Origin of the sequence: Psychrosphaera haliotis (assembly GCF_009728465.1) — a bacterium.
Classification (GTDB): Bacteria; Pseudomonadota; Gammaproteobacteria; order Enterobacterales; family Alteromonadaceae; genus Psychrosphaera; species Psychrosphaera haliotis.
Window position 1 is genome coordinate 669,280 of the sequence record NZ_WOCD01000003.1, and the last position, 21,528, is coordinate 690,807.

14 protein-coding genes are annotated in these 21,528 nt (G+C 40.3%); 4 read left to right on the forward strand and 10 right to left on the reverse strand.

What is annotated here, in order from left to right:
- Positions 1 to 14 precede the first annotated feature (14 nt).
- The 7 genes from iscR to GNP35_RS07960 all read right to left on the reverse strand — a co-directional run bounded on the left by iscR (position 15) and on the right by GNP35_RS07960 (position 10,674).
- A complete protein-coding gene (gene iscR / locus GNP35_RS07930; protein WP_155695599.1) occupies positions 15 to 485 on the reverse strand; it encodes a Fe-S cluster assembly transcriptional regulator IscR in 471 nt (156 codons plus the stop codon).
- A gap of 168 nt (positions 486 to 653) precedes the next feature.
- Positions 654 to 1,463, reverse strand: coding sequence for a serine O-acetyltransferase (cysE, locus tag GNP35_RS07935; protein WP_155695600.1), 810 nt, complete (start codon positions 1,461 to 1,463; stop codon positions 654 to 656).
- Positions 1,464 to 1,547: 84 nt separating this feature from the next.
- Positions 1,548 to 2,267, reverse strand: a complete 720-nt coding sequence (gene trmJ / locus GNP35_RS07940) for a tRNA (cytosine(32)/uridine(32)-2'-O)-methyltransferase TrmJ (RefSeq protein WP_155695601.1) — start codon at positions 2,265 to 2,267, stop codon at positions 1,548 to 1,550.
- A gap of 222 nt (positions 2,268 to 2,489) precedes the next feature.
- Entirely contained in the window at positions 2,490 to 3,143 is a 654-nt protein-coding gene (locus tag GNP35_RS07945) for an SOUL family heme-binding protein (RefSeq protein WP_330997744.1), read from the reverse strand.
- Positions 3,144 to 3,306: 163 nt separating this feature from the next.
- On the reverse strand, positions 3,307 to 3,747 hold the full coding sequence (locus GNP35_RS07950) for a DUF2177 family protein (protein ID WP_155695602.1): 441 nt from the start codon (positions 3,745 to 3,747) through the stop codon (positions 3,307 to 3,309).
- Between the two features lie 171 nt (positions 3,748 to 3,918).
- Positions 3,919 to 6,513, reverse strand: coding sequence for a bifunctional aconitate hydratase 2/2-methylisocitrate dehydratase (gene acnB, locus GNP35_RS07955; RefSeq protein WP_330997745.1), 2,595 nt, complete (start codon positions 6,511 to 6,513; stop codon positions 3,919 to 3,921).
- A 222-nt stretch (positions 6,514 to 6,735) separates the two neighbouring features.
- Positions 6,736 to 10,674 (reverse strand): S8 family serine peptidase, encoded by a 3,939-nt coding sequence (locus tag GNP35_RS07960; RefSeq protein WP_196492462.1) that lies wholly within the window; start codon positions 10,672 to 10,674, stop codon positions 6,736 to 6,738.
- A 251-nt stretch (positions 10,675 to 10,925) separates the two neighbouring features.
- Between GNP35_RS07960 and GNP35_RS07965 the strand changes: the two genes are divergently transcribed.
- Positions 10,926 to 12,296, forward strand: a complete 1,371-nt coding sequence (locus GNP35_RS07965; RefSeq protein WP_230961386.1) for a Na+/H+ antiporter NhaC family protein — start codon at positions 10,926 to 10,928, stop codon at positions 12,294 to 12,296.
- 83 nt (positions 12,297 to 12,379) lie between these two features.
- Here GNP35_RS07965 and GNP35_RS07970 read toward each other — a convergent pair whose 3' ends face one another.
- The gene (locus GNP35_RS07970; RefSeq protein WP_155695605.1) at positions 12,380 to 14,434 is read right to left on the reverse strand and encodes a glycoside hydrolase family 3 N-terminal domain-containing protein; all 2,055 of its coding nucleotides are present in this window, start codon (positions 14,432 to 14,434) and stop codon (positions 12,380 to 12,382) included.
- 66 nt (positions 14,435 to 14,500) lie between these two features.
- Here GNP35_RS07970 and murQ point away from each other — a divergent pair, with 66 nt between their 5' ends.
- The 3 genes from murQ to GNP35_RS07985 all read left to right on the forward strand — a co-directional run bounded on the left by murQ (position 14,501) and on the right by GNP35_RS07985 (position 18,915).
- Positions 14,501 to 16,462: an N-acetylmuramic acid 6-phosphate etherase gene (gene murQ / locus GNP35_RS07975; protein WP_155695606.1), complete on the forward strand. Its 1,962-nt coding sequence runs from the start codon at positions 14,501 to 14,503 to the stop codon at positions 16,460 to 16,462.
- A gap of 113 nt (positions 16,463 to 16,575) precedes the next feature.
- Entirely contained in the window at positions 16,576 to 18,066 is a 1,491-nt protein-coding gene (locus GNP35_RS07980) for an exo-beta-N-acetylmuramidase NamZ family protein (protein ID WP_155695607.1), read from the forward strand.
- A gap of 66 nt (positions 18,067 to 18,132) precedes the next feature.
- Positions 18,133 to 18,915, forward strand: a complete 783-nt coding sequence (locus GNP35_RS07985) for a formyl transferase (RefSeq protein WP_155695608.1) — start codon at positions 18,133 to 18,135, stop codon at positions 18,913 to 18,915.
- Between the two features lie 3 nt (positions 18,916 to 18,918).
- Here the strand turns inward: GNP35_RS07985 and GNP35_RS07990 are convergent, their stop codons facing one another.
- Positions 18,919 to 19,530, reverse strand: a complete 612-nt coding sequence (locus GNP35_RS07990) for a transglycosylase SLT domain-containing protein (protein WP_155695609.1) — start codon at positions 19,528 to 19,530, stop codon at positions 18,919 to 18,921.
- A 308-nt stretch (positions 19,531 to 19,838) separates the two neighbouring features.
- Complete coding sequence (gshA, locus tag GNP35_RS07995; RefSeq protein WP_230961337.1) at positions 19,839 to 21,473, reverse strand: glutamate--cysteine ligase; 1,635 nt, start codon at positions 21,471 to 21,473, stop codon at positions 19,839 to 19,841.
- Between the last annotated feature and the right edge of the window lie 55 nt (positions 21,474 to 21,528).

Genomic DNA, 21,528 nt, shown 5'->3' on the forward strand with positions numbered 1-21,528 from the left:
TAGTTAAAAATTTTTTAAAGACTATCCGCTACAAAGCGAATGGATGTATTTTTCGAATCCTGTCGTTCTGCGATCCGTTTTACATCTTTTTGATCAACAAGTTCACCAAGGGTGATGTTACTTAAGAAACTCTCAATTCGATCACTGAGACCTTCCCACAATTTATGAGTCAAGCAGCGTGATCCGCCTTGGCAATTTGCTTGCCCGGCACATTTTGTAGCATCAACGCTTTCATCAACCGCCGCTATTACTTCACTAATAGATATATCAGCCGCCTCACGACCGAGAAAATAACCGCCGCCTGGGCCTCTAACACTGTTGACCAGTTGGCCCTTTCGAAGTTTGGCAAAAAGTTGCTCTAAGTAGGATAACGAGATTCCTTGGCGCTCAGAAATATCCATCAACGGCACTGGGCCATTTGACGCATGTAATGCAACATCTAGCATCGCAGTAACTGCATAACGACCTTTAGAAGATAGTTTCATTTACATTCCTTAATGAGCTTGCCGAATAACGCGCAACGGCTTGATTTACTTGGCTGCGCATTTTACAAACCTGAGTAAATTAGTCAAGTATTAATACCTGACTATTTTAGTAGGTTATTAGTATAATTCAACGTTTAATTGCGGATTTAGGATCATCTTATTTTTGTGTTAGATACTCGGGTCAAATCCTGCTATTCCAGCTTCACGCTGTTTTGCAGCATTTTGCTCTGCTTCTTTAAAATCATCGTCCAAATCAATAATTGGTAGGGCTTTATCACAGACATCGCCGCCCATTTTGCAGACTTCAGTGCATAACGAAGTGATTTTCTCATCCATTATCGAGATATGATCCACCATACGACCAATGGCACTGGCTACCGGATCTGGGTTATCTGGTGATACTGCGTAAGCATCAAAACCATATTTTTCAGCAATTTTACTGCGTTTGTCATGCTTTTCAGGCTCTGCCTTCGTTACCAGTCGGCCTGGAATACCAACTACCGTTGCGCCTTCAGGTACTTCTTTTACAACAACAGAATTTGAGCCAACTCGGGCGTTTTTATTGATAATGATTGGACCTAGAATTTTTGCACCAGCACCTACAACCACACCGTCTTTTAATGTTGGGTGACGTTTACCGCCATTCCAGCTGGTTCCACCGAGCGTAACGCCATGGTAAACCGTAACATCATCGCCAATTTCAGCGGTTTCACCAATAACCACCCCCATGCCGTGATCAATGAAAAATCGACGACCAATAGTAGCGCCCGGATGGATTTCTACACCTGTAATCCAGCGAGCAATAGTAGATATAAACCTTGCTAACCATTTCCAGTTAGCTAACCACAATTTGTGGCTAACTCGTTGCATCCAAATTGCATGTAAGCCTGGGTAGTTAAAAAAGATTTCGGTATTGCTACGGGCCGCAGGGTCACGGCTGTAAACACTTTTTATATCTTCTTTGATTTGCTCAAACATGATTTACTCTATACGTTCTGAAAATAATAAAACCGGCAATTTGCTAGGGCGTGCGCCTAATTCCAAATTATAACGATACGGGTATTAGTCTTTAGTTTTAGTAATAGACGTCATAATACCGCGTAAAATATTAAGCTCATGAGCTTCAGGTCTAGCTCGGTTAAACAAGCGACGTAGCTTTGTCATTACTTGACCAGGGTGCTGTTTTACAATAAAACCCGTTTTTGTCAGAGCTTCTTCTAAATGGGCGTAAAAACCTTCAAGCTGTTCGCTGTTTGGGTACTCAACGTCTAACGATTCAAATTGGCTTTGTTGCTCTTCTAAAAAGTTCATACGTACTTCATAGCTAAGCGTTTGTACCGCCATCGCTAGGTTTAAAGAGCTGTAGTCAGGATTGGCCGGTATATGTACATGGAATTGACACTGCTGCAGTTCTTCATTAGTTAGACCCGAGTTTTCGCGACCAAACACTAATGCAACTTTATGCTGCTTACCTTCAACAACGACTTTTTTACCACATTCACGTGGATCTAACATTGGCCAAGATAGTGTTCTTGACCTTGCGCTTGCGGCTACGGCTAGTCCACAATCAGAAATAGCATCTTTTAACTCGCTAACGATTCTAGCATTCCCCAAAATATCCGTCGCGCCTGCCGCTAAGGCTGAAGCATGACTATCTGGTTCTTTAACTGGATCAACCAATACAAGATCTGAAAGCCCCATTGTTTTCATTGCGCGAGCTACTGAACCAATATTGCCTGTGTGTGAGGTATTTACGAGTACTATTCTTACGTTATCTAACATTATCTTCGATTCTATATGCAGTTTAGTCTTATGACTGGAATGGGCGGAGTTTACCACAAAGCTTAGGCGAGATTAAAACACTGTCATTATTTTTAAATAACAAAGCCTGAAACTTTATAGTTTCTCAGGCTCTTAATATTTCAATTTTTGCTATTAAGTTTAAATATTTGTCTTAAGGGATTAAGAATATGTCTTAAAGAATTAAGAATACACCTCAACAAGCTACTGAATTGGAATTAGCACTTCATTTTTACGATACATGGGCAATGTCATTGGTCCGTTGTAAGCTGCTGTATAAGCCTTACCTGTAACGGTAAAATCATTCTGCTTTAAGTAGTCGAGTAAAATATTTGTGTGCTTTTTTACATTGCTGTCGCTTAACGTCCAACTAAAAGTAATCGCGGCTACTTTATAGTTCTTAACTTCTGAGACTTTTACTTTTGGGTTATTCGGTATAGGTGTCGAGTCGTAAGTAAAACTGTCAGGCATGACAAAGGACATAACATTAGCCCCACCGGAAGACGCGACATCACTATTCATAAATACAGGCGCCGTCATCGAAATTTTCATTCCTTCGCCACTCGCCGCATCATTGCCCATATAAACAGGCGCTGTCATTGCTATCTCTCGTTGACCTGAATTATCGCCAGCGATGTAATTAAACAAACGTCTGAAAGCACTGTTTCTGCCATCGTCATCCATACTCGTAGAAACCAGAACCATTGACTGATATTCGCGTATTTCTATTTTTGTTTCTGTCTCTTTATCTTTATCGGCTTTAAGCAATTTATAAGGCGCAGACTCTACCCCTGCTTCGCCCACGATAGAACAACCTGCAAGAAGTGTGGTTACAAAAATTGTTATTAGCTTATTCACAATATTTCCTTATTACGAGTTAAGTGACGCTATATAGTTAACTAAACGCTGGTTTACTTATTTATTTACTTAGCTATCTACTTTCTAGCTACTTACTTTCTTAGATATCTGTTTAGTTACGTAATAAGTTCGGCTGTGTATCACACTTTATTATTTTTCTTTTTCACTTTTGGTCTATTTTCGGTCTCACTTTTTGGAAACCAGCCCAACCAGCCATTGCGCAAACACTAGTTAGGAATGTCCCCCAACTCCAATCTACGGCCATAATAAATAGCGAAAAACCTTCTAAAATACTGTAACTCGTTAAGTTATAAGCGCCATAACTTGCTAAGCCTAACAGTGCACCATCAATGCCTGCGTAATAAATAGGTTTATCTCTATTCGCTACAACCGCTAATACAAAGGTCACGCCACCATACAAGAAGTAGAAGGCTAACCAAGGCCAAATTATGAATTCAGTTCGCATCAGCCCCTGCATCTCTTGCTGGTACCAGTCACCTGATATAAAGGTGAACCAAATCAAGTCAAGTACTGCAAAACAAAGAAAAATGGCTAGCATAGAGACACAGATACTAGATAAAAACTTAATGATGTTGTCGCGCATTTACTTTTACTCCATGTTTAAAAGTGACACGTTTTTAATTACTGAGTTCCCGTAACGAGTAAGTCAGTTTATAGGATCAAAAAAAGGCACAATCTATGTGCCTTTTTATTCTTACTTAAATAAGTTAGCGAGCGCAATGCTTGAAGCTTCACTCGCTATTTTATTCAAATATTAAACCGCTTTTTGAATAATTACTTTTTCAGCTTTATCCGTGTATTGCGTCATCTTGTGGAAGTTCAAGTAACGGTAAGTATCCGCCGCTGTTGTATCAATGTGCTTCGCGTATTCCATGTATTCTGCAACTGTTGGGATTTTACCCATGATTGCACCAGCCGCTGCTAGTTCAGCAGACGTTAGGTATACATTTGCACCTGTACCAAGACGGTTAGGGAAGTTACGAGTAGAAGTAGAAAGTACTGTAGCCCCATCTGCAACACGCGCCTGGTTACCCATACATAGTGAACAACCAGGAGTTTCAATACGAACCCCAGCTTTACCATATGTGAAGTAGTAACCTTCTTCTGTTAACTGGTCACGGTCCATCTTAGTTGGTGGAGCAACCCAAGTGCGAGTTGGTAATACACCGCCAAAGTTAGCCATTAATTTACCAGCTGCACGGAAGTGACCAATGTTAGTCATACAAGAACCAATGAATACTTCGTCGATGTTTGTGCCAGCAACGTCAGATAATAGTTTTGCATCATCTGGGTCATTTGGACAACATACGATTGGCTCGTTAATGTCATTAAGGTCAATTTCTAATACGTGTGCGTATTCTGCGTCAGCGTCCGCTTCCATCAATGATGGATTGTCTAGCCACTCTTGCATTGCGTTGATACGACGTTCAATAGTACGTACATCACCGTAACCTTCAGAGATCATCCACTTAAGCATAACGATGTTAGAGTTTAAGTACTCAGCAACCGCTTCTTCGTCCATCTTGATTGAACAACCAGCAGCTGAACGTTCAGCAGATGCATCAGATAACTCAAATGCTTGCTCAACTGTTAAACCTTTAAGACCTTCAATTTCAAGTACACGACCAGAGAATTCGTTTACTTTACCGGCTTTAGCAACAGTCAGTAGCCCTTCTTTGATACCGTAGTATGGAATTGCGTGCACTAAGTCACGTAATGTAATACCAGGCTTCATTTCACCTTTAAAGCGAACCAATACTGATTCAGGCATATCAAGAGGCATAACACCTGTTGCCGCAGCAAATGCTACTAGACCAGAACCGGCAGGGAAAGAAATACCAAGAGGGAAACGAGTATGTGAATCACCACCAGTACCAACTGTATCTGGCAACAACATACGGTTTAACCATGAGTGAATTACACCGTCACCTGGACGAAGTGATACACCACCACGGTTCATGATGAAGTCTGGTAACGTATGATGCGTATTAACGTCAACTGGCTTAGGATAAGCAGATGTGTGACAGAAAGACTGCATAGTTAAATCAGCTTGGAAACCAAGACATGCAAGATCTTTAAGTTCGTCACGAGTCATAGGACCAGTTGTATCTTGAGAACCAACCGTCGTCATCTTAGGCTCACAGTATTGACCAGCGCGAACGCCTTCAACACCACATGCTTTACCAACCATCTTCTGAGCTAGCGTGTAACCTTTTGTAGATTCAGCTGTATCAGTAGGAAGAGCAAAGATGTCTGTTGCGCCAAGACCAAGTACTTCTCGAGCACGTGTTGTTAAACCACGACCAATGATTAGTGGAATACGACCACCAGCACGAACTTCGTCTAATAACACTTTTGATAATTCAAAAGTAGAGATTACTTCGTCAGTACCAGAACGTTTAACAACGCCTTCATATGGGAAAATGTCGATTACATCGCCCATTTCCATTTTTTGAACGTCTAATTCAATTGGTAGTGCACCTGAGTCTTCCATTGTGTTGTAGAAGATTGGGGCAATTTTGCCACCTAGACACACACCACCAGCACGTTTGTTAGGAACATTAGGGATATCATCGCCCATGAACCATAAAACTGAGTTTGTTGCAGACTTACGAGAAGAACCAGTACCAACAACGTCACCAACATAAGCTAGTGGGATATTGTCTTCTTGAAGCTGTTTAATTTGCTCAATTGGACCAATAGTACCTGGTTGATCAGGGTTAATACCTTCACGTTCCATTTTCAACATTGCAGTTGCGTGCAATGGAATATCAGGACGAGACCATGCATCTGGTGCAGGAGAAAGGTCATCTGTATTTGTTTCGCCAGTTACTTTAAATACTTTAACTGTAATTTTTTCAGCAACTTTAGGCTTGTTTAAGAACCATTCAGCATTCGCCCACGATTCCATAACTTCTTTAGCGGTCTCGTTTCCTGCGTCTGCTTTGTCTTTAACGTCAAAAAACGCATCAAACATTAACAATGTCTTTTTAAGGCCTGTTGCAGCTGTTGCAGCTAGGTCTGCATTGTCTAAAAGGTCAATCATTGGCTCGATATTGTAACCACCAAGCATTGTACCTAGTAATTCAGTTGCTTTTTCAGCAGAAAGAATTGGCGAGCTTGCTTCGCTTTTTGCAACAGCAGCTAAAAAGCCTGCTTTAACATAAGCGGCATCATCTACACCAGGAGGTACACGATTTGTTAACAAATCTAAAATAAATTCTTCTTCGCCAGCTGGCGGGTTTTTGATTAGCTCTACTAAATCAGCAACTTGCGCTGCATCTAGTGGCTTAGGAACGATACCTTCAGCGGCACGCTCTTCAACGTGTTTACGATATTCTTGAAGCACAATGATGTCCTCTTGTTTTATATAGGTGTCACTTCGCACAAAGTAACTATAGACATGAATGTCAGAAAGCGGCTAATTATAGAGACTGGCGGACGTAAAAGAAATAACCTGAACGATATTTAGCTATATTTTGAATATAAATATTCGTGATGATGTGACAATTAATATTGCCACCTATCTCCAAAAGCATAGGTGGCAGGCTTTTAAGCATAATTAAAGAGTTTATTTACGAATCAACAACTTGTTTAATAATTGAGCTCGTTTGATAAACAATAAGGCAAATACCATTAAAATCATCATTGGTGATGAACTACCACCTGACTTTTTAGCTGGTGTGGTCACAGGTGCTACAACCGATTGTTTATTTAACTTAATGGTTGCCTCTTCTGAAACTTCAACTTCACCGTCTGTAATAGAAACAGTAATGACTCCTGATGTAGCGTTGGATGAGGTATAAGTAACCTCAATTTCCTGGCCGACAATAAAATCGCCTGAAGTATTTTCTGTTGTAAACCCATCTGGTAAATTCCAAAAGAAAACAATCTCACTATCAACATCAAAACCTGTCGCTGAAAGTGTTATCGTGCTTCCTTCTGTAATACTACTTGGAACATTTAGCGCGGTAATTACAGGTGCATCGTTGACTGGAGTAACCATTACGTTAACGCTGGCGGTTGATTTTCTACCGTTGCTATTTGTAACTGAATAATCAAATGAGTCTGTACCAAAATAGTCTTCGTTTGGTTCATAGGTAAATTTGCCGCTGTTAATTGTTACGGTGCCTTTAGTTGGTTCACTATCGAGAGTCAGGCTCGCACTATCTATCGAGAAATCATCTTCGTTGACAAACACATTCGTTAGGCGACCTTCATCGCCAACGCGAGAGACGATCCCAGCGCGATCACCCGTCAAATCATTATCTAAAACGCTGACCGTTACCGAACCATCTTCCTCTACGCTAACGTTATCATTAACCGCAAATTCCGAATCGAACTCGACATTATTGATTGAAAAGTCAACTACTAGACTTTCAGCTTCTTGGTAGTCAAAAATAATACCGCCAGTTGCAGATGTAACGGCTGACTCACCTTGCCCATTAAACCAATAAGAATAGCCAATAGAGCTATCTGGTGACTCTAAACCAACAGTATAGTAATTAGGCTGCTCTTGAATATCCATATAGTTGAACCAAATGTTATCCGTGCCTTTCTCTACAATAACTTGGAATGTAAATGCGACATTAGGGTCTGTTACTCCCCAATAGTCAGCTCCAAACCCTTGAGAATCGCTTATCCAAAGCTGTACTTCATGCCATTGAATCACAAGATATTCTTTGCCGTTATCAGAGTAATTCAAATAATATAAGCTACCACCGCCAGTATCTGCGGCGCTAGAGTCAGATGCGTCATCTAAATCAAAGTCCGTCCAAAATGGCGCAACGACGCCCTTCACTTCGGCTTCAGCCGGCACATCACGATTATTTGACAAGTTTGACGAAGCTGAAACTGAACTTCCTATTATCAATAAACCGTTTTCACTTACCGTTAACTTGGACTGAGATTCACCAAAATATTCAAACTCGAATGGCAACTCAAACGTAAATTCATCACAGCCACTCGAACACACAACCAAGTTTGAATTAAGCGCCGCGTCACTGAGGTCAATGTCTATTGGGAGATCATTAGATACTGTGAATGCACCTGGCGCTAAATTTGAGTTAACGACAATACTAGACGTTGCTTTTTCTATCGACGTTGCTAGAGGAGATTGCACCGAATCTACATCAAACTCAGCGCCTCCTATTGCATCTAACTCAACTTTAAAGCTATTTTCTGACGTTAAATTTGTCGTCTCTAACCTGTAGCTTTCTGTGCCTTCCCCGCTACCGGTTTGAATCAGTGTTATTTTGTTGCTGCTTTCATCTCCTTGAGAAATAGCAATAGCCTGTGTCAGCGTCTGCCCTGTTGAGCTGGTCCATACTAACTGACCAAAATACCAACCAGGTGCAGCGTCTAATGGCAACTCAAAGTTGACCGTATAGTCAGCTTCTTGGTTATCTGCGTCTAACGTAATAACAAATGGGGAAACAGAACCTTTGGCAAGTTCACTGAACATTTCAACTTCACCACTCCATGTGTCAGAGGTTGATGACATTGTGATCAATTTATTAGAAACACGACACAGTATAAAACACTTATTATTCGCTAAATTTGGCGTTTCTGCATAAGTTGTCAATTCGAGAGCACGTTCTATATTTAAACGCCCAGAGCCTGTTTCAAACGCTGTCGCAAGACGAGTATCTGTGGTATCCGTTACACCATTATCGACACTATTGATTAAAATATTTTTAATTTGAACAGCGGTTAAGTCATTATCATATTGTTTTAATAGCGCGGCTGCACCTGAAACCATTGGTGTCGCCATGCTTGTGCCGCCTAGGTATACATAATCTAAATCAATACTAATTTCATCATCAGGAGATGTTGCTGACAAAATAAGATCACCGGGAGCGGACATATCAGGCTTTATAAAGCCGTCATCGCCATTAGGACCAATGGAGCTAAAGCCAGAAACAATATCTGCTAGGTCAGGGTCACTCGAGGTTTCATTTCGGCCATTCATTGAAAACGAGCCAGAACTGTTACTGTCTAGAAAATCTAGAATACGTGCACCATCAACATCACTGACAAAAACAGCTGGGATAGTGACACTGTCATCCAATTGCATTCTAACAAGCGCCCCCGGCACATTGTTGATGACTACAATAGCAGAGGCACCAGCCTGTTGGGCAAAGCCTGCTTTTTCAGAAAAGGTACAGGTTCCTCGATTTACAATGGCTACTCTATTAGTTAACGATCCTGCAGACCAAGCACTGCATCCTAACTGGTCCTCATCGGAAGCTAATACGCCTCTCGCATTAAAAGTTGTACCATCAATAAACCCTTCTCCAGGAAGAGAAACCGCCTTATTGCTACCGAATTCGAGAATATACCCTGCAATAATGTCAGTTGTGGTTGAAGCAACAGTAATGCCAGATTCAATACAGCCTGGGCAACCAATAGACTTTGGACCCAATTCTCCCTCGTTACCAGCCGCAGATACAACCACAATATTACTTGCTTCTAACTCTTCAAAAACTGTTTTATAGATTGAATTATTAGGGGAGCCACCAGCGTCAGAACCCCAACTGTTGTTAATAACATGAGCTCCGTCTTTCGCTGCGTCATTTAATGCCCCTAAAAGACCAGCTGAGTCACCATTACCATCTTGCCCCCATAGTGCTTTATAAACCATTAGATAAGCACCAGGAGCAACACCTACGACTGTTTCACCCGTATCAGTCACTACTTCTCTACCAGTTGCGATACCCGCTACATGCGAACCATGACCACTAAGCGCTTGCGGGGAGTCGAACTCATCATCATCGGTTGATGCTGGTGGATAAAATCGCGCGGTAATTAATTTGTTATTACAAAAAGAAGGAACTTCAGCACAGTAATCGTCCGTTGCTTTTGATGCTGGCGCCTCCATTCCTGAGTCCCTAAACATGGCATTGTCTGGATTTATTCCCGAGTCGATAATGGCTATTTTAATACCCTTGCCGGCCATAGATTGACCACCGACTTTATCCCAAGCTTCATAGGCTTTAATAAGAGGTAAGGCATGATCTAGTTTAGCGCTATAAGTTTCAACCGGATACGCAGCTTTTACATTTGGCAAAGCTCTAACCTGCTCCAATGACAAGTTTGTTTCAAGCGCTACACCATTTAAAACAAAGTCATATTCAGCAAAAACTTGAGCTGATTTGTCTTTTTTTACTGCTGCATATTTAATGTCTATGCGTTGTCTACTTTGCGCTTGTTGCATCACACGATAAGAGCTAACTTGCCTTGATGTTGCTTGACTGTGACTAAGCGAACTGGCTTTTGCGACGGGTGTTGCTTCACGTTTCGCTTGAATCAGAGGAGTGCTATCCAACTGGATAATATATTTGTTTTTAACCGTCTGACGTTGCTTATGCGCCATTTCCTTTTTGCCAATTAAGCTTTGTTTTGACTTCACGTCGGTTTGAGCTTGATTGGCGGTCGCCGAGGAAACATTCAAAAATCCAAATAACGCTAAGGCACATCCTAATGCAGGTAAGTTGCTTTTTATATTCATGCTTAAACTCTTATTGGTTTTAGGTTCTAATTGCATAGCAAAGACTGCTGTCACTGCTATAAATTGGGCCGGACATATTATTGGTTGTACACCGAATGTCCATTTTTAGTTTATTTAAACTACTATATTTTTGTAACTAAGTATGTACCAAAAATTCAACTAACGTGAATATGTTTGAGACGCTTTTATTATGTTATAACAGCAATATTATTTAGTTCTTGAAAATACGAGGAATGTTTGTGTCTGAATGGATGACCATATTGCCGCCGTTATTAGCGGTTATTGTAGTACTTTGGAAAAAAGAAGTAATTTTGGCGCTGCTGGTAGCCATTTTTTGCTCTGAATTGCTGCTTATTCTTAGCTCACAAGGTTTACAACCTGCACTTACTGAGTTCTCAATAGCTAGCGTAGAACGAGTAATCGGCGTATTTGGCTCACCCGATAATACACGCATTTTAACCTTCTCGATGTTAGTGGGCGCTTTACTGGGTTTCATGCGCTACTCTGGTGGAGTAACCGCTACCGTTGAATTTCTTATTAAAAAAGGCATCAGTGGCACGGCTCGTCGAGCTAGAATGTTACCCTTTTTAACTGGTATTACTATTTTCATAGAATCCAATCTATCTGTGCTAATGTCGGGCATTATCTCAAGAGGATTATTCGACAAATTTAATATGAGTCGAGCAAGACTTGCTTATATTATTGATAGTACCAGCGCACCAATTTGCATACTCATTTTGATGAATGGCTGGGGCGCATATGTATTAGGGTTGGTAAGCAGTTACGAACTAGAACAATCTGCAGTTTCAACTCTAATTCAAACTATCCCTCTTAATTTTTATGCTTTAATCACTATCGCCATTGTGTTGTACACCATTATTGCTGACAAAACACACGGACCGATGAAAGAAGCAGAGGCAAATCCTAAAAAAGCATTAGAGACCACTGACATTGAGATAGAAGCCTCTAAACCTCGCTTTATGCTGATCCCTTTATTTACGATGTCAGTCTCTATGGTTGGCTTTATGTTCTGGACTGGAAACGGTAGTTTTACCGATGGTTCTGGTTCTCGTTCAGTGCTTTACGCAACTGCATTGGCGGCATTAGTTGCCTATGTCATGATGATTATTAGCGGCCGTTTTACCCACAAAAAAATGACAGAAATTAGCTTTAAAGGCATGAATGAATTACTGCCGTTAGTTGTAATTGTTTTGTTTTCGTTAGCGCTAGGTGCAAGCTTAAAAGAGCTAGGCACAGGTAAATTTATAGCGGGTATCGTTGCTGGAAACATTCCACTATTTTTAATCCCTGCGCTTATTTTTGTCGCTGGCGGATTAATGTCTTTCTCTACTGGAACATCTTGGGGAACCTTTGCGCTGTTAATTCCAATTGGCATGCCACTTGTTATTGAGCTGGGTTTGCCTGCACCACTAATTTTGTCAGCAATATTGGGCGGTGGCATTTTTGGTGATCACTGTTCACCAATTTCTGATACTACTGCAGTATCTGCCGTTGCCTCAGGCTGTGACTTGCTTGAACACGTAAAAACACAGTTACCGTATGCCCTTACGGCGGGTGGTTTAACCGTTGTATTCTATATTGTTGCCGGTTTAGTTATGTAGTTCAATTAGGGCACTTACTCTTGATTAAATCTGACTCTTGCTTAAATAAAGACGTTAGTGCCCATTTGATTTAACAACTATGTTTATGTGCCCTTCGCTGTTTTGACTGGGCTCTTCCCCGCTCCCTTTATTAGGCCAAACAGTTGCTTCGCAATACTTTCATATGCCTCACCTTTTATAACTCTGTTTTCCATGCTGTCTTCATGCGAGCCTTCATGCGTGCCAGATTCGAAATAGACGTTATAACTGTACGTCGACATTACTGAATCTACTTGCGCTTTAAAGTACTCCACTTCATAGGGAGCCCTAAGACTGACAAAAATAGTCTGTAAACCAAGTGATTTTGCTCTTTTGAACAGCGCCTTATATCGCGCATTTTTTTGATTAGTCGATATCGTACGCAATTGTCGTCGTTCCGTTTGGTCTACACCAACCATTTCGTAAGGTGATTGTTTTGGCGATATAGAACCTATCAGCAAACCATCAAATTTTGCATCATGACTTAAAGAGCCATCTAAAGAACTATATTGTGAACTACTCAATAAGCTATTTATTGGGTTTTCCAATAAACTATTTAATGGGCTATTTAAAGAACCAGTATTTTTAGACTTTGTGTGAATCAACGCAGCCTCGGATAAGCAGGTTAATTCAACACGTTTTACTTTGGGATTTTTCGCTTCTTTTGTTGCCTGGGCATCATCAATAGCACTTGAAAAAGCCTCGCACTTGCCTGAGTCCGGCATAACCGACAGCAATCGATAAATAGCATTATCTCGATTTTGTTTTGTTTCCTGACGATAAATAGCTAGATGACCATTGCCTTTTAATACAGTCAGACTTTTATCTGAAAGTTGTTGGTGAAGTCCTTTGTTTTGTAGTTGCTGGTCTTTCTCTTTGTTATGTAGTTGCGGCTCTTGGGCTTTAGTTTTGAGTTTTGATTTAGTCGCTAAAATGGACTGATACGAATACCATAATTCTTGTTTATCTATATCGCCCTTCAGTACTTTATCTTTTAGTTTTGTTAATAAATGGGTAAAGGCGTTTATTTGCGATGGACTATCAATCACCATTGGCATTAACGCGACATCAATACCAGCGTTAAAGCTTTCAGTTACCGCTTGTTCTGCAGTGAAGTGTTTAGCGATTGCTCCCATATCCAACGCGTCAGAAATGACTAAGCCTCTAAAGCCATATTCTTTTTTTAACAGTCCCGTGATAATTTTTCTAGATAGTGTGGCTGGCCTGGTGATCTGCAAACCCGCTTTTGAGGTGATTTGGCTACTGTCCAATGCTGGAAACTGAATGTGCGCAGACATAATAAAATCCACTGCATTTGTTTCGCTCAAATAACGAAATGGAGGTAGCTCTACTTTTTCCAACTCTTGGCGCGGCGATATCACTGCAGACAAACCTGAATGACTGTCTATTGACGTATTTCCGTGACCTGGGAAATGTTTTGCTGTTGTTAATATATTAGCGCTACGCATGCCTTCAGACATAGCTTGTCCAAGCACACCCACAACCCTTGGGTTGTCGCCAAAGGAACGAACATTTATCACTGGATTGTTGGGGTTATTATTAACATCTACATTAGGAGCAAAGTTTAAATTGAAGCCTAACTGGTGAAGTTGCTGTCCAATGGCCTGTCCAACTTCATTCGCAAAGTCAGCTTTATGTGAATGGTAAGTGGCTCCAATCGCCATGTTTCCAGAGAACGCCGCATACTCAGCTCTTGGTAACCGAGCGACACGGCCACCTTCTTGATCAATGGCTATCAACAAGGGCAAACTCGAATTTGACTGGGACGCAGCCAATTGAAACGCTTGGTTTAACTGTGTGACTTGTTGGGTGTTTTGAATGTTCTCAGAAAATAAAATAACGCCACCAATGTCAGACTCTTTAATAAAGCGTTTTATTTTCGGATTTAATGCTACTAATGGTTCAGTGCAGTGTTTTTTCTTTTGTTCACAGTAGAACCTAAAGTCCAACATCATTTTTTGCGCTAAAGCCGTTTTGATCCAATTGTTTGAATCTGGCATTGCCTTTAAGGCGTGACGTTTTTCAGTTGCTTCCGCTTTAGTAAATGAACCACAAAATAGAGCAATTACGATGAACAAAAAGATATTTTTAATCTGCACTTTATTTACGTTTCCAGTCTGAGGTTTTTTTAGTACATTGTTGTTGCATAACAGGATACCATTTTTATGAAATTTATCATCGGCATAGACGGCGGCGGCACAAAAACCGTCGGACAAATAGTTAACTTATCTAATTCCCAACGCTTTGACGCGACAACAGGCCCTAGCTCACTTTCTCAAGATGTTGAAAAAGCGTCGGAAACATTATCGCAACTAATCACAGATCTTATTCAACAAGCGAATGCTCAAAACGACAATGTCAGCGTTGCAATCGGCGTGGCTGGCGGAGGAAACTCAAGTTTAGTTCGTAGGTGCCAAGAGCTCATTATTAATGAAACCGGAATATCACAACTTGCAATAGTAGAAGACTGTGAAACTGCCCTTTTAGGTGCAAAAGGTGCATCACTTAACGACGATGTTGCACTAGTTACTTTAGGGACAGGTTCATTTGTTGCAACTTCACTCGACAATAAAAGCAGTTATTCTGGTGGTTGGGGTTTTCCGGTTGGAGATGAAGGCAGCGGTGCAAAACTTGGTTTTTACTTGGTTAATCATTATCTAAAAATGTGGGATGCCAGCCAAGCTGCAGCCACTGATAAACCTCCACAGAATCAAGACCCTTTATATTCGCAGTTAGTGACAAAACTAGGAGCTAATAAAGATGAAATATTACACTGGTTATCTTCTGCTTCACAAAGTGATTTCTCAAGTTTAGCTCCATTGGCATTCGAGTTTTTTACATCATCAAAACTAGCTAAGGCCGTTTTAAATAAGCATTTACAGGATGTTGTTGAGCTACTGAGTAGTATTAAAAGCCCTGAAATTATATTAACGGGTGGTTTGGCAAACAATACTCTTGAGCACTTGATAGCGGCGGATCTCATTCCAAACATTACTAAGCGTATTCGCATTATTAAGAGTCCGAGTTTATTAGGCGCGCTTTTAATGGCAGAGAGCATTGACGGCATCGTAAATGATGACCGCGTTATAAATGATGGCCTCGTTATAAATGATGACCTTGTTAAAAATAATGACAGTTTGGCTGGCAATAATACGCTAGCAGATTCTGTACAAGAGGATCGTTCACAAGAGGCAACTACTCAATCTACGCAAAAAAACGATGCCAATTTAACACCTTTAGACAAGCTAGTTTCTGAACAACGAAACCCTGCTTCTACTCATTTAGACATCATGAATAGCCAGCAGATTGTTTCCTTGATGAATGAGCAAGACATGTTAGTGCCGCAGGCAATTGAGACTGTTTCAGCAAGCATTGCAGAAGCGATTGATACAATTACCCATTCATTAAATAACAACGGACGTTTAATTTACATGGGCGCTGGTACCAGTGGCCGTTTAGGCGTGCTTGATGCCGTAGAGTGTCCACCAACATTTAGTACAAATCCCAATTCCGTTATTGGTTTATTAGCGGGCGGAGAAGGTGCAATGTTTAAAGCCGTTGAAGGTGCGGAGGATAGCGTTGAACTTGGCCAACAGGACCTTGTGAACTTAAACCTAACTGCAGCGGACGTTGTTGTTGGCATCGCCGCAAGTGGACGCACGCCTTATGTCATTGGTGGTTTAAATTATGCGAAGTCATTAGGTTGTCAAACCATCAGCGTCACTTGTAACCCTGTGGCTACCATTAATGACATTGCTGATATTCCTATTGCCGTTAATTTAGGGCCTGAGGTGTTGTCAGGCTCAACGAGACTAAAAGCAGGTAGCGCGCAAAAGATGATCCTAAACATGCTAAGTACTGGCACTATGGTGCAGCTGGGCAAGTGTTATGAAAATCTTATGGTGGACGTAAAAGCGAGTAATCACAAACTCGTAAAAAGAGCCTGCCGTATCATTGAACAAGCCTGCGATGTTTCTTTTGAGTATGCTGAACATTTACTAAATGACGCTCAATACAATGTGAAATTGGCTATTTTAATGCACAAGTCTGGATTAAGTCGTGGACACGCAACGCAACATCTTGCTAATCACAATGGCTTCTTAAGACGCGCCTTGGAAAGTAAGTAAAAGCACAATAATGAATGAGCAACCTAGTACTAAACGTTCTTATTAAAGATTACTTATTAAAGTACTTATTAAACGTTCTTATTAAAGTACTTAATTAAAAATGGAGTTATTTCGTGACGCATTGGGTACTAATAATTTTTGCTATGTTCTTCTCTATGAACAGCTGGTCCAGTGAAATTAAACCTGGCGAAGCCTTACCTAATGTGACTGCGCCTATTGGCACTGCACTTGATAAAGCTGCACGTAATCAAACAACAGTCATACAAGTTGGGGCAGAACAAATTCAAGCTTACCTTCCTTTGCTCAAAGGCAAGCGAGTAGGACTGGTGGCTAATCAAACCTCTGTCGCCTTTCGGGTTGATGTTGATGTTGATGTTGATGTTGATGTTGATGTTGATGTTGATGTTGATGTTGATGTTGATGTTGATGTTGATGTTGATGTTGATGTTGATGTTGATGTTGATGTTGATCAGGCAGAAGCTACACAATATGAAAAAGGCAATCAAGTAACCAACATTCATTTGTTAGATTTATTACTGGCCCACAAGGTTAATGTCACTCACGTTTTTGCACCTGAACACGGTGTCAGAGGTGATCATAGTGATGGCGAAATAGTTAAATCTTCCGTCGATACCAAGACTGGTATTCCCTTAGTTTCTATTTATGGAAAAAATAAGCGACCTCTAGCTAAAGTAGTTGAGCAACTAGATGTCATTGTTTATGACATTCAGGATGTGGGTGCTCGTTTTTATACTTATATCAATAGCATGTTTTACATGATGCAAGCGGCTCAAGAACAAGGCATTCCTTTTATTGTGCTTGATCGACCTAACCCACATCTTCAAAAGGTTGATGGTCCAATGCTTGATCCTGAATTCAGATCCTTTGTTGGATTGCTGCCAGTTCCTATGGTTTACGGGTTAACCGTTGGAGAATTGGCGAAAATGATAGTTGGTGAAAACTGGCTAAACACTATTCAGCCTCTAACGAAGAACACCATGCCTAAACCACTTGCGTTAACAGTCGTTCCCGTTAATCACTACCAACGTACTTCAAGTTATAACTTGCCCATTCCACCAAGCCCAAATTTGCCTAACGCAAAGGCTGTAGAGTTATATCCGTCACTCGTGTTATTTGAAGCTACTACCATAAGTATTGGTCGAGGTACCTCACTACCCTTTCAAGTTATAGGTCACCCTAAAGTATTTACAGGCGAGTTTACATTCACACCTCGCTCCATCGCTGGCGTGTCTAAATATCCTAAGTGGGAAAATACGCAACTCACAGGCACCAATCTTTCAATAATAAGTGATACAAAGACAAACGTACCGAGCTCAAAGGCGGGTTCAACAAGCTCAAAGATAAACTTTAGTGACTTGCATCAATGGAACCTACTTTTTAAGCTCAAAGCTGATAAGAATAAAGGCCTTATCCATCCGCACACTTTTATTGACCGCCCTGCATTTTTTGATAAGTTAGCTGGAACCAGTAGCTTTAGAAAAGCCTTACTGCGTGGGGAGTCTATCGAAGCTATTAGAAAAGATTGGGCATCAGGGTTAAATCAGTTTTTGATAGACCGACAACCGTATTTAATTTACCGATAAGCAAATACTTTTTTTTAAAAGCTAACTACAGATTTTTCAATACCTCAGTGCGACTTAAGGATTGTCATGCTAAATATTATTGTATTAACAAATATGGATGTTTCGGCGCACTATGCTTTAAGTTTGTTACTGCCTGCTATTAATAATCACAATGTCCATATTTTCAAATCAAGCAAAGTAGGCGGAACAAAAAACCTGCCCAAAGAACTGGTTGAGCTAGGTCAGTTTGAGTCTAGGCTATTACAATCATCCGATTTTAAAAGTAGTCCACTTCACTCTGCGACCTTACTCGACAATATCAATACACCCGAAGGTTTTAAACAAGTATCAAAATTGAAGCCAGATGTAATCTTATCCATTAGGTTTGGCAAAATATTAAAGAACCCAATTATAAAATTACCTAAGCTTGGTGTGCTCAACTTACATTCAGGCTTGTTACCCGAGTTTAAAGGCGTAATGGCGACGTTTTGGGGAATGTTAAATACAAATGAAAAACAAGTAGAGTCAAAAGTGGGTCTTAAAAATGACCTTATCGGTGCTACCATTCACAGTATTGACGACGCCTCTATTGATACAGGAAAAATCATTAGTCGAATACCAGTCGAGATAGAGCGTTCAAGTTCATATTGGTGGAATGTTTTAAACGTATATAAGTACAGCGTGCCTGAGTTAGTGAAGGCTGTACAAAGCATCGAAAACGGTAGAAAACTTAATGGTAGTCCTCAAAAGGATGAGGGAGACTACTTTAGTTATCCAACTGAAGAAAGCATGTTGGCCTTCTATAAAAAAGGGTTCAAACTTTTTGAACCCTCTGATCTTAGTGACTTTCTAAACGAAACACTTAGCTGATAATCAATAAAACATGAGGCGCCACAACCAGCTGCTATTCAAGTAATCTTCACAACCTCTTAATTGTGTTGCGTAGCGTTTAGCTCGACTATCAACTTTATTTGCTACACGAACTAACCAAGCTTTTTTCCTGTAGGTTTTGCGTTTGTATCCACCCCAACCTTCGTGATAATTCAAATATTGGTTTTTCGCATCCCATTTCGACACTTTATTCAACCGATTAGTTTTAGCGGTATACCAGCCCATAAAATCAATGGCATCTTCAAAGTCAGAGCGACTACTCCATGAGTTTCCAGACTCTTTAACGTACTCATCCCATGTTACGGTTTTAGCCTGGGAATAACCATAGGCAGAGCTAGCTCGACCAATTGGTATAAAGCCTAAAAAATATTCCATAGGCGGCGCGGCGTCAGCTTTAAAAGAGCTCTCTTGATACATCATTGCCATAACAACGTGAATAGGCGTTCCCCACCTATCATTCATATCGTTTGCGTCATCCCACCAGTCTTCTCTTTCTTTAAATATTTCACATACATTTGAGATATTTTTAGGTTGAGGGGTAACACAACCGCTAACTAATATTGTTAAAATTAAAATAATGACACTTTTTTTCATTTTAATTGAACTTTCCTGCTGAAACCTGTCAAACGTTACAGTAACAGATTTTTCCCTGAATTTTGTTGTTGTTTGACGAGTAAATTATTATTTGCTCGTTTTTTTTTGCCTGCGATTCAGTAACGCTAAAATCGAAGTTGGTAAAATAACATGAATTAAATGCTAGGTTTAATAGCTCTTTAAATCATGAGGTTATGAATATAATTAAATTAAATCGGAATTAATTGAAGATTCTAAGAACTTTTTTGTTTAAAGGTGTCTAACATAGTGAAAGCAGTTTTTTTCATTCCCTGGAAGTTGTTGTTATTTTAGCGAGCATATCCTTTTGCTCGCTTTTTTTTGTCTGAAATTTGAGAACTGCCCTTAAACCTTAACAGCAAAATATTTTCTAAAAATTCGTCAAATGACACTTTGTCATTCGCTTCAATTTCTTTTCGCGCTTTAATTGAATCTATCCCTTCAGCCAATAACAAATCAGGCGTAAAAATACTTGGGCTATGCTCCGCGTGCTTTTGTTTATATTCATCAGCTAACGCTAAGGCGTAATAACCATTATCCGTATTTTTATTTAATAACGTATCTAGTAACTGCCCTGACAAGGTTTTGCTTGGATCATCTTTACACGCCCAAATAGAGCTGATTGCATCGCTGTAATCAGAGCCACCTAAGTGAGCGTCTAACCAGTGAGATATCTCTTTCATTTCGTCAAAAATAGTTGATAACCACTCGTTGCGAGAAATTGCCTCGCCGTCTTTTATAAGCTCTAAATAATCGGCACGACCATTCAAAACAATACGGTCTTGATTTTCTTCCGACTCAGCTTGTTGCTCTTGTGACAATTCATCTTGATCCGTCAATAAACAGAACAGCATAAAGACATCAATAACTCTCATTTGTTCTTTTGAAATGCCCACTGGAGAGAATGGGTTTACATCCAGCGCTCTAAGTTCAACGTACATGATGCCGCGATTTTCAAGCGCATCTGTTGGTTTTTCACCTGACTTTGCTACCTGCTTAGGACGAACGGGAGCGTAAAGCTCATTTTCAATCTGAAGAATATTATGATTGAGCTGTTTGTATTCACCATTCTCTTTTACGCCTAGCTTTTTGTAATCTAACGATTCCGTGCGAATCGCGATTCGTAACTTTTCGATATATTCTTTTAAACAGCCATACTCAACGTTCAGTGCCGATTGCTCACTATTGGTATAGCCTAAATCACTCATACGTAATGATGTTGCATGTGGTAGATATACAGAACCTTTGCCAAGCTTTTCAAATGGGATTGCGCCACCTTTACCTTCAAGGAAAGAACGACACATTGCTGGCGAAGCACCAAATAAATAAGTAACAACCCATACATAGCGTTTAATATTTCTTACCATTCGCATGTATTGCTCAGACTGAAACTCGCCTATGCAGCCACCTTTGTACTCGCCTTCTTCTTTCTTGAGTGCAGCCCAAAAGGATTCTGGTAGTGAAAAGTTATAGTGAATACCCGCTATCGCCTGCATCATTGAACCGTAACGATTTTTTAAGCCTTTACGGTAAGTGTGTTTCATTTTACCAACATTTGATTCGCCAAAATAAGCGAGAGGGATCTCATCTTGATTCTCAATAAAACACGGCATGCTCATCGGCCATAACATTTCGTCGCCAATGTGTTGAGAGACAAAATGATGAATATCAAAAAGCTGCGTATACGTTGTATCAATATTATTGGAAGGAGGAGTAATTAACTCCATTAATGCCTCTGAATAATCCGTTGTAATATAAGGATGAGTTAATGTTGCTCCCAACACTTCTGGGTGCTCAACTTGAGATATTTTACCATTTGGTGAAACGCGTAATGTTTCTCTCTCGATACCACGCTTAATGTCTTTTAAAGCGTTAGTAAAATCAACAGAAGATAATTTGTCCAGACGGTTTTTAATGGTAGTCAAAATGCACTCTTTCCTTAACGAATTCAAAATTCAGAATAATCGCTTTTAATGGCGT

Coding starts and splice junctions, on each gene's coding strand:
- iscR (WP_155695599.1), bottom strand. CDS start 485: ATGAAACTATCTTCTAAAGGTCGTTATGCAGTTACTGCGATGCTAGAT.
- cysE (WP_155695600.1), bottom strand. CDS start 1,463: ATGTTTGAGCAAATCAAAGAAGATATAAAAAGTGTTTACAGCCGTGAC.
- trmJ (WP_155695601.1), bottom strand. CDS start 2,267: ATGTTAGATAACGTAAGAATAGTACTCGTAAATACCTCACACACAGGC.
- GNP35_RS07950 (WP_155695602.1), bottom strand. CDS start 3,747: ATGCGCGACAACATCATTAAGTTTTTATCTAGTATCTGTGTCTCTATG.
- GNP35_RS07960 (WP_196492462.1), bottom strand. CDS start 10,674: ATGAATATAAAAAGCAACTTACCTGCATTAGGATGTGCCTTAGCGTTA.
- GNP35_RS07965 (WP_230961386.1), top strand. CDS start 10,926: ATGACCATATTGCCGCCGTTATTAGCGGTTATTGTAGTACTTTGGAAA.
- murQ (WP_155695606.1), top strand. CDS start 14,501: ATGAAATTTATCATCGGCATAGACGGCGGCGGCACAAAAACCGTCGGA.
- GNP35_RS07985 (WP_155695608.1), top strand. CDS start 18,133: ATGCTAAATATTATTGTATTAACAAATATGGATGTTTCGGCGCACTAT.
- GNP35_RS07990 (WP_155695609.1), bottom strand. CDS start 19,530: ATGAAAAAAAGTGTCATTATTTTAATTTTAACAATATTAGTTAGCGGT.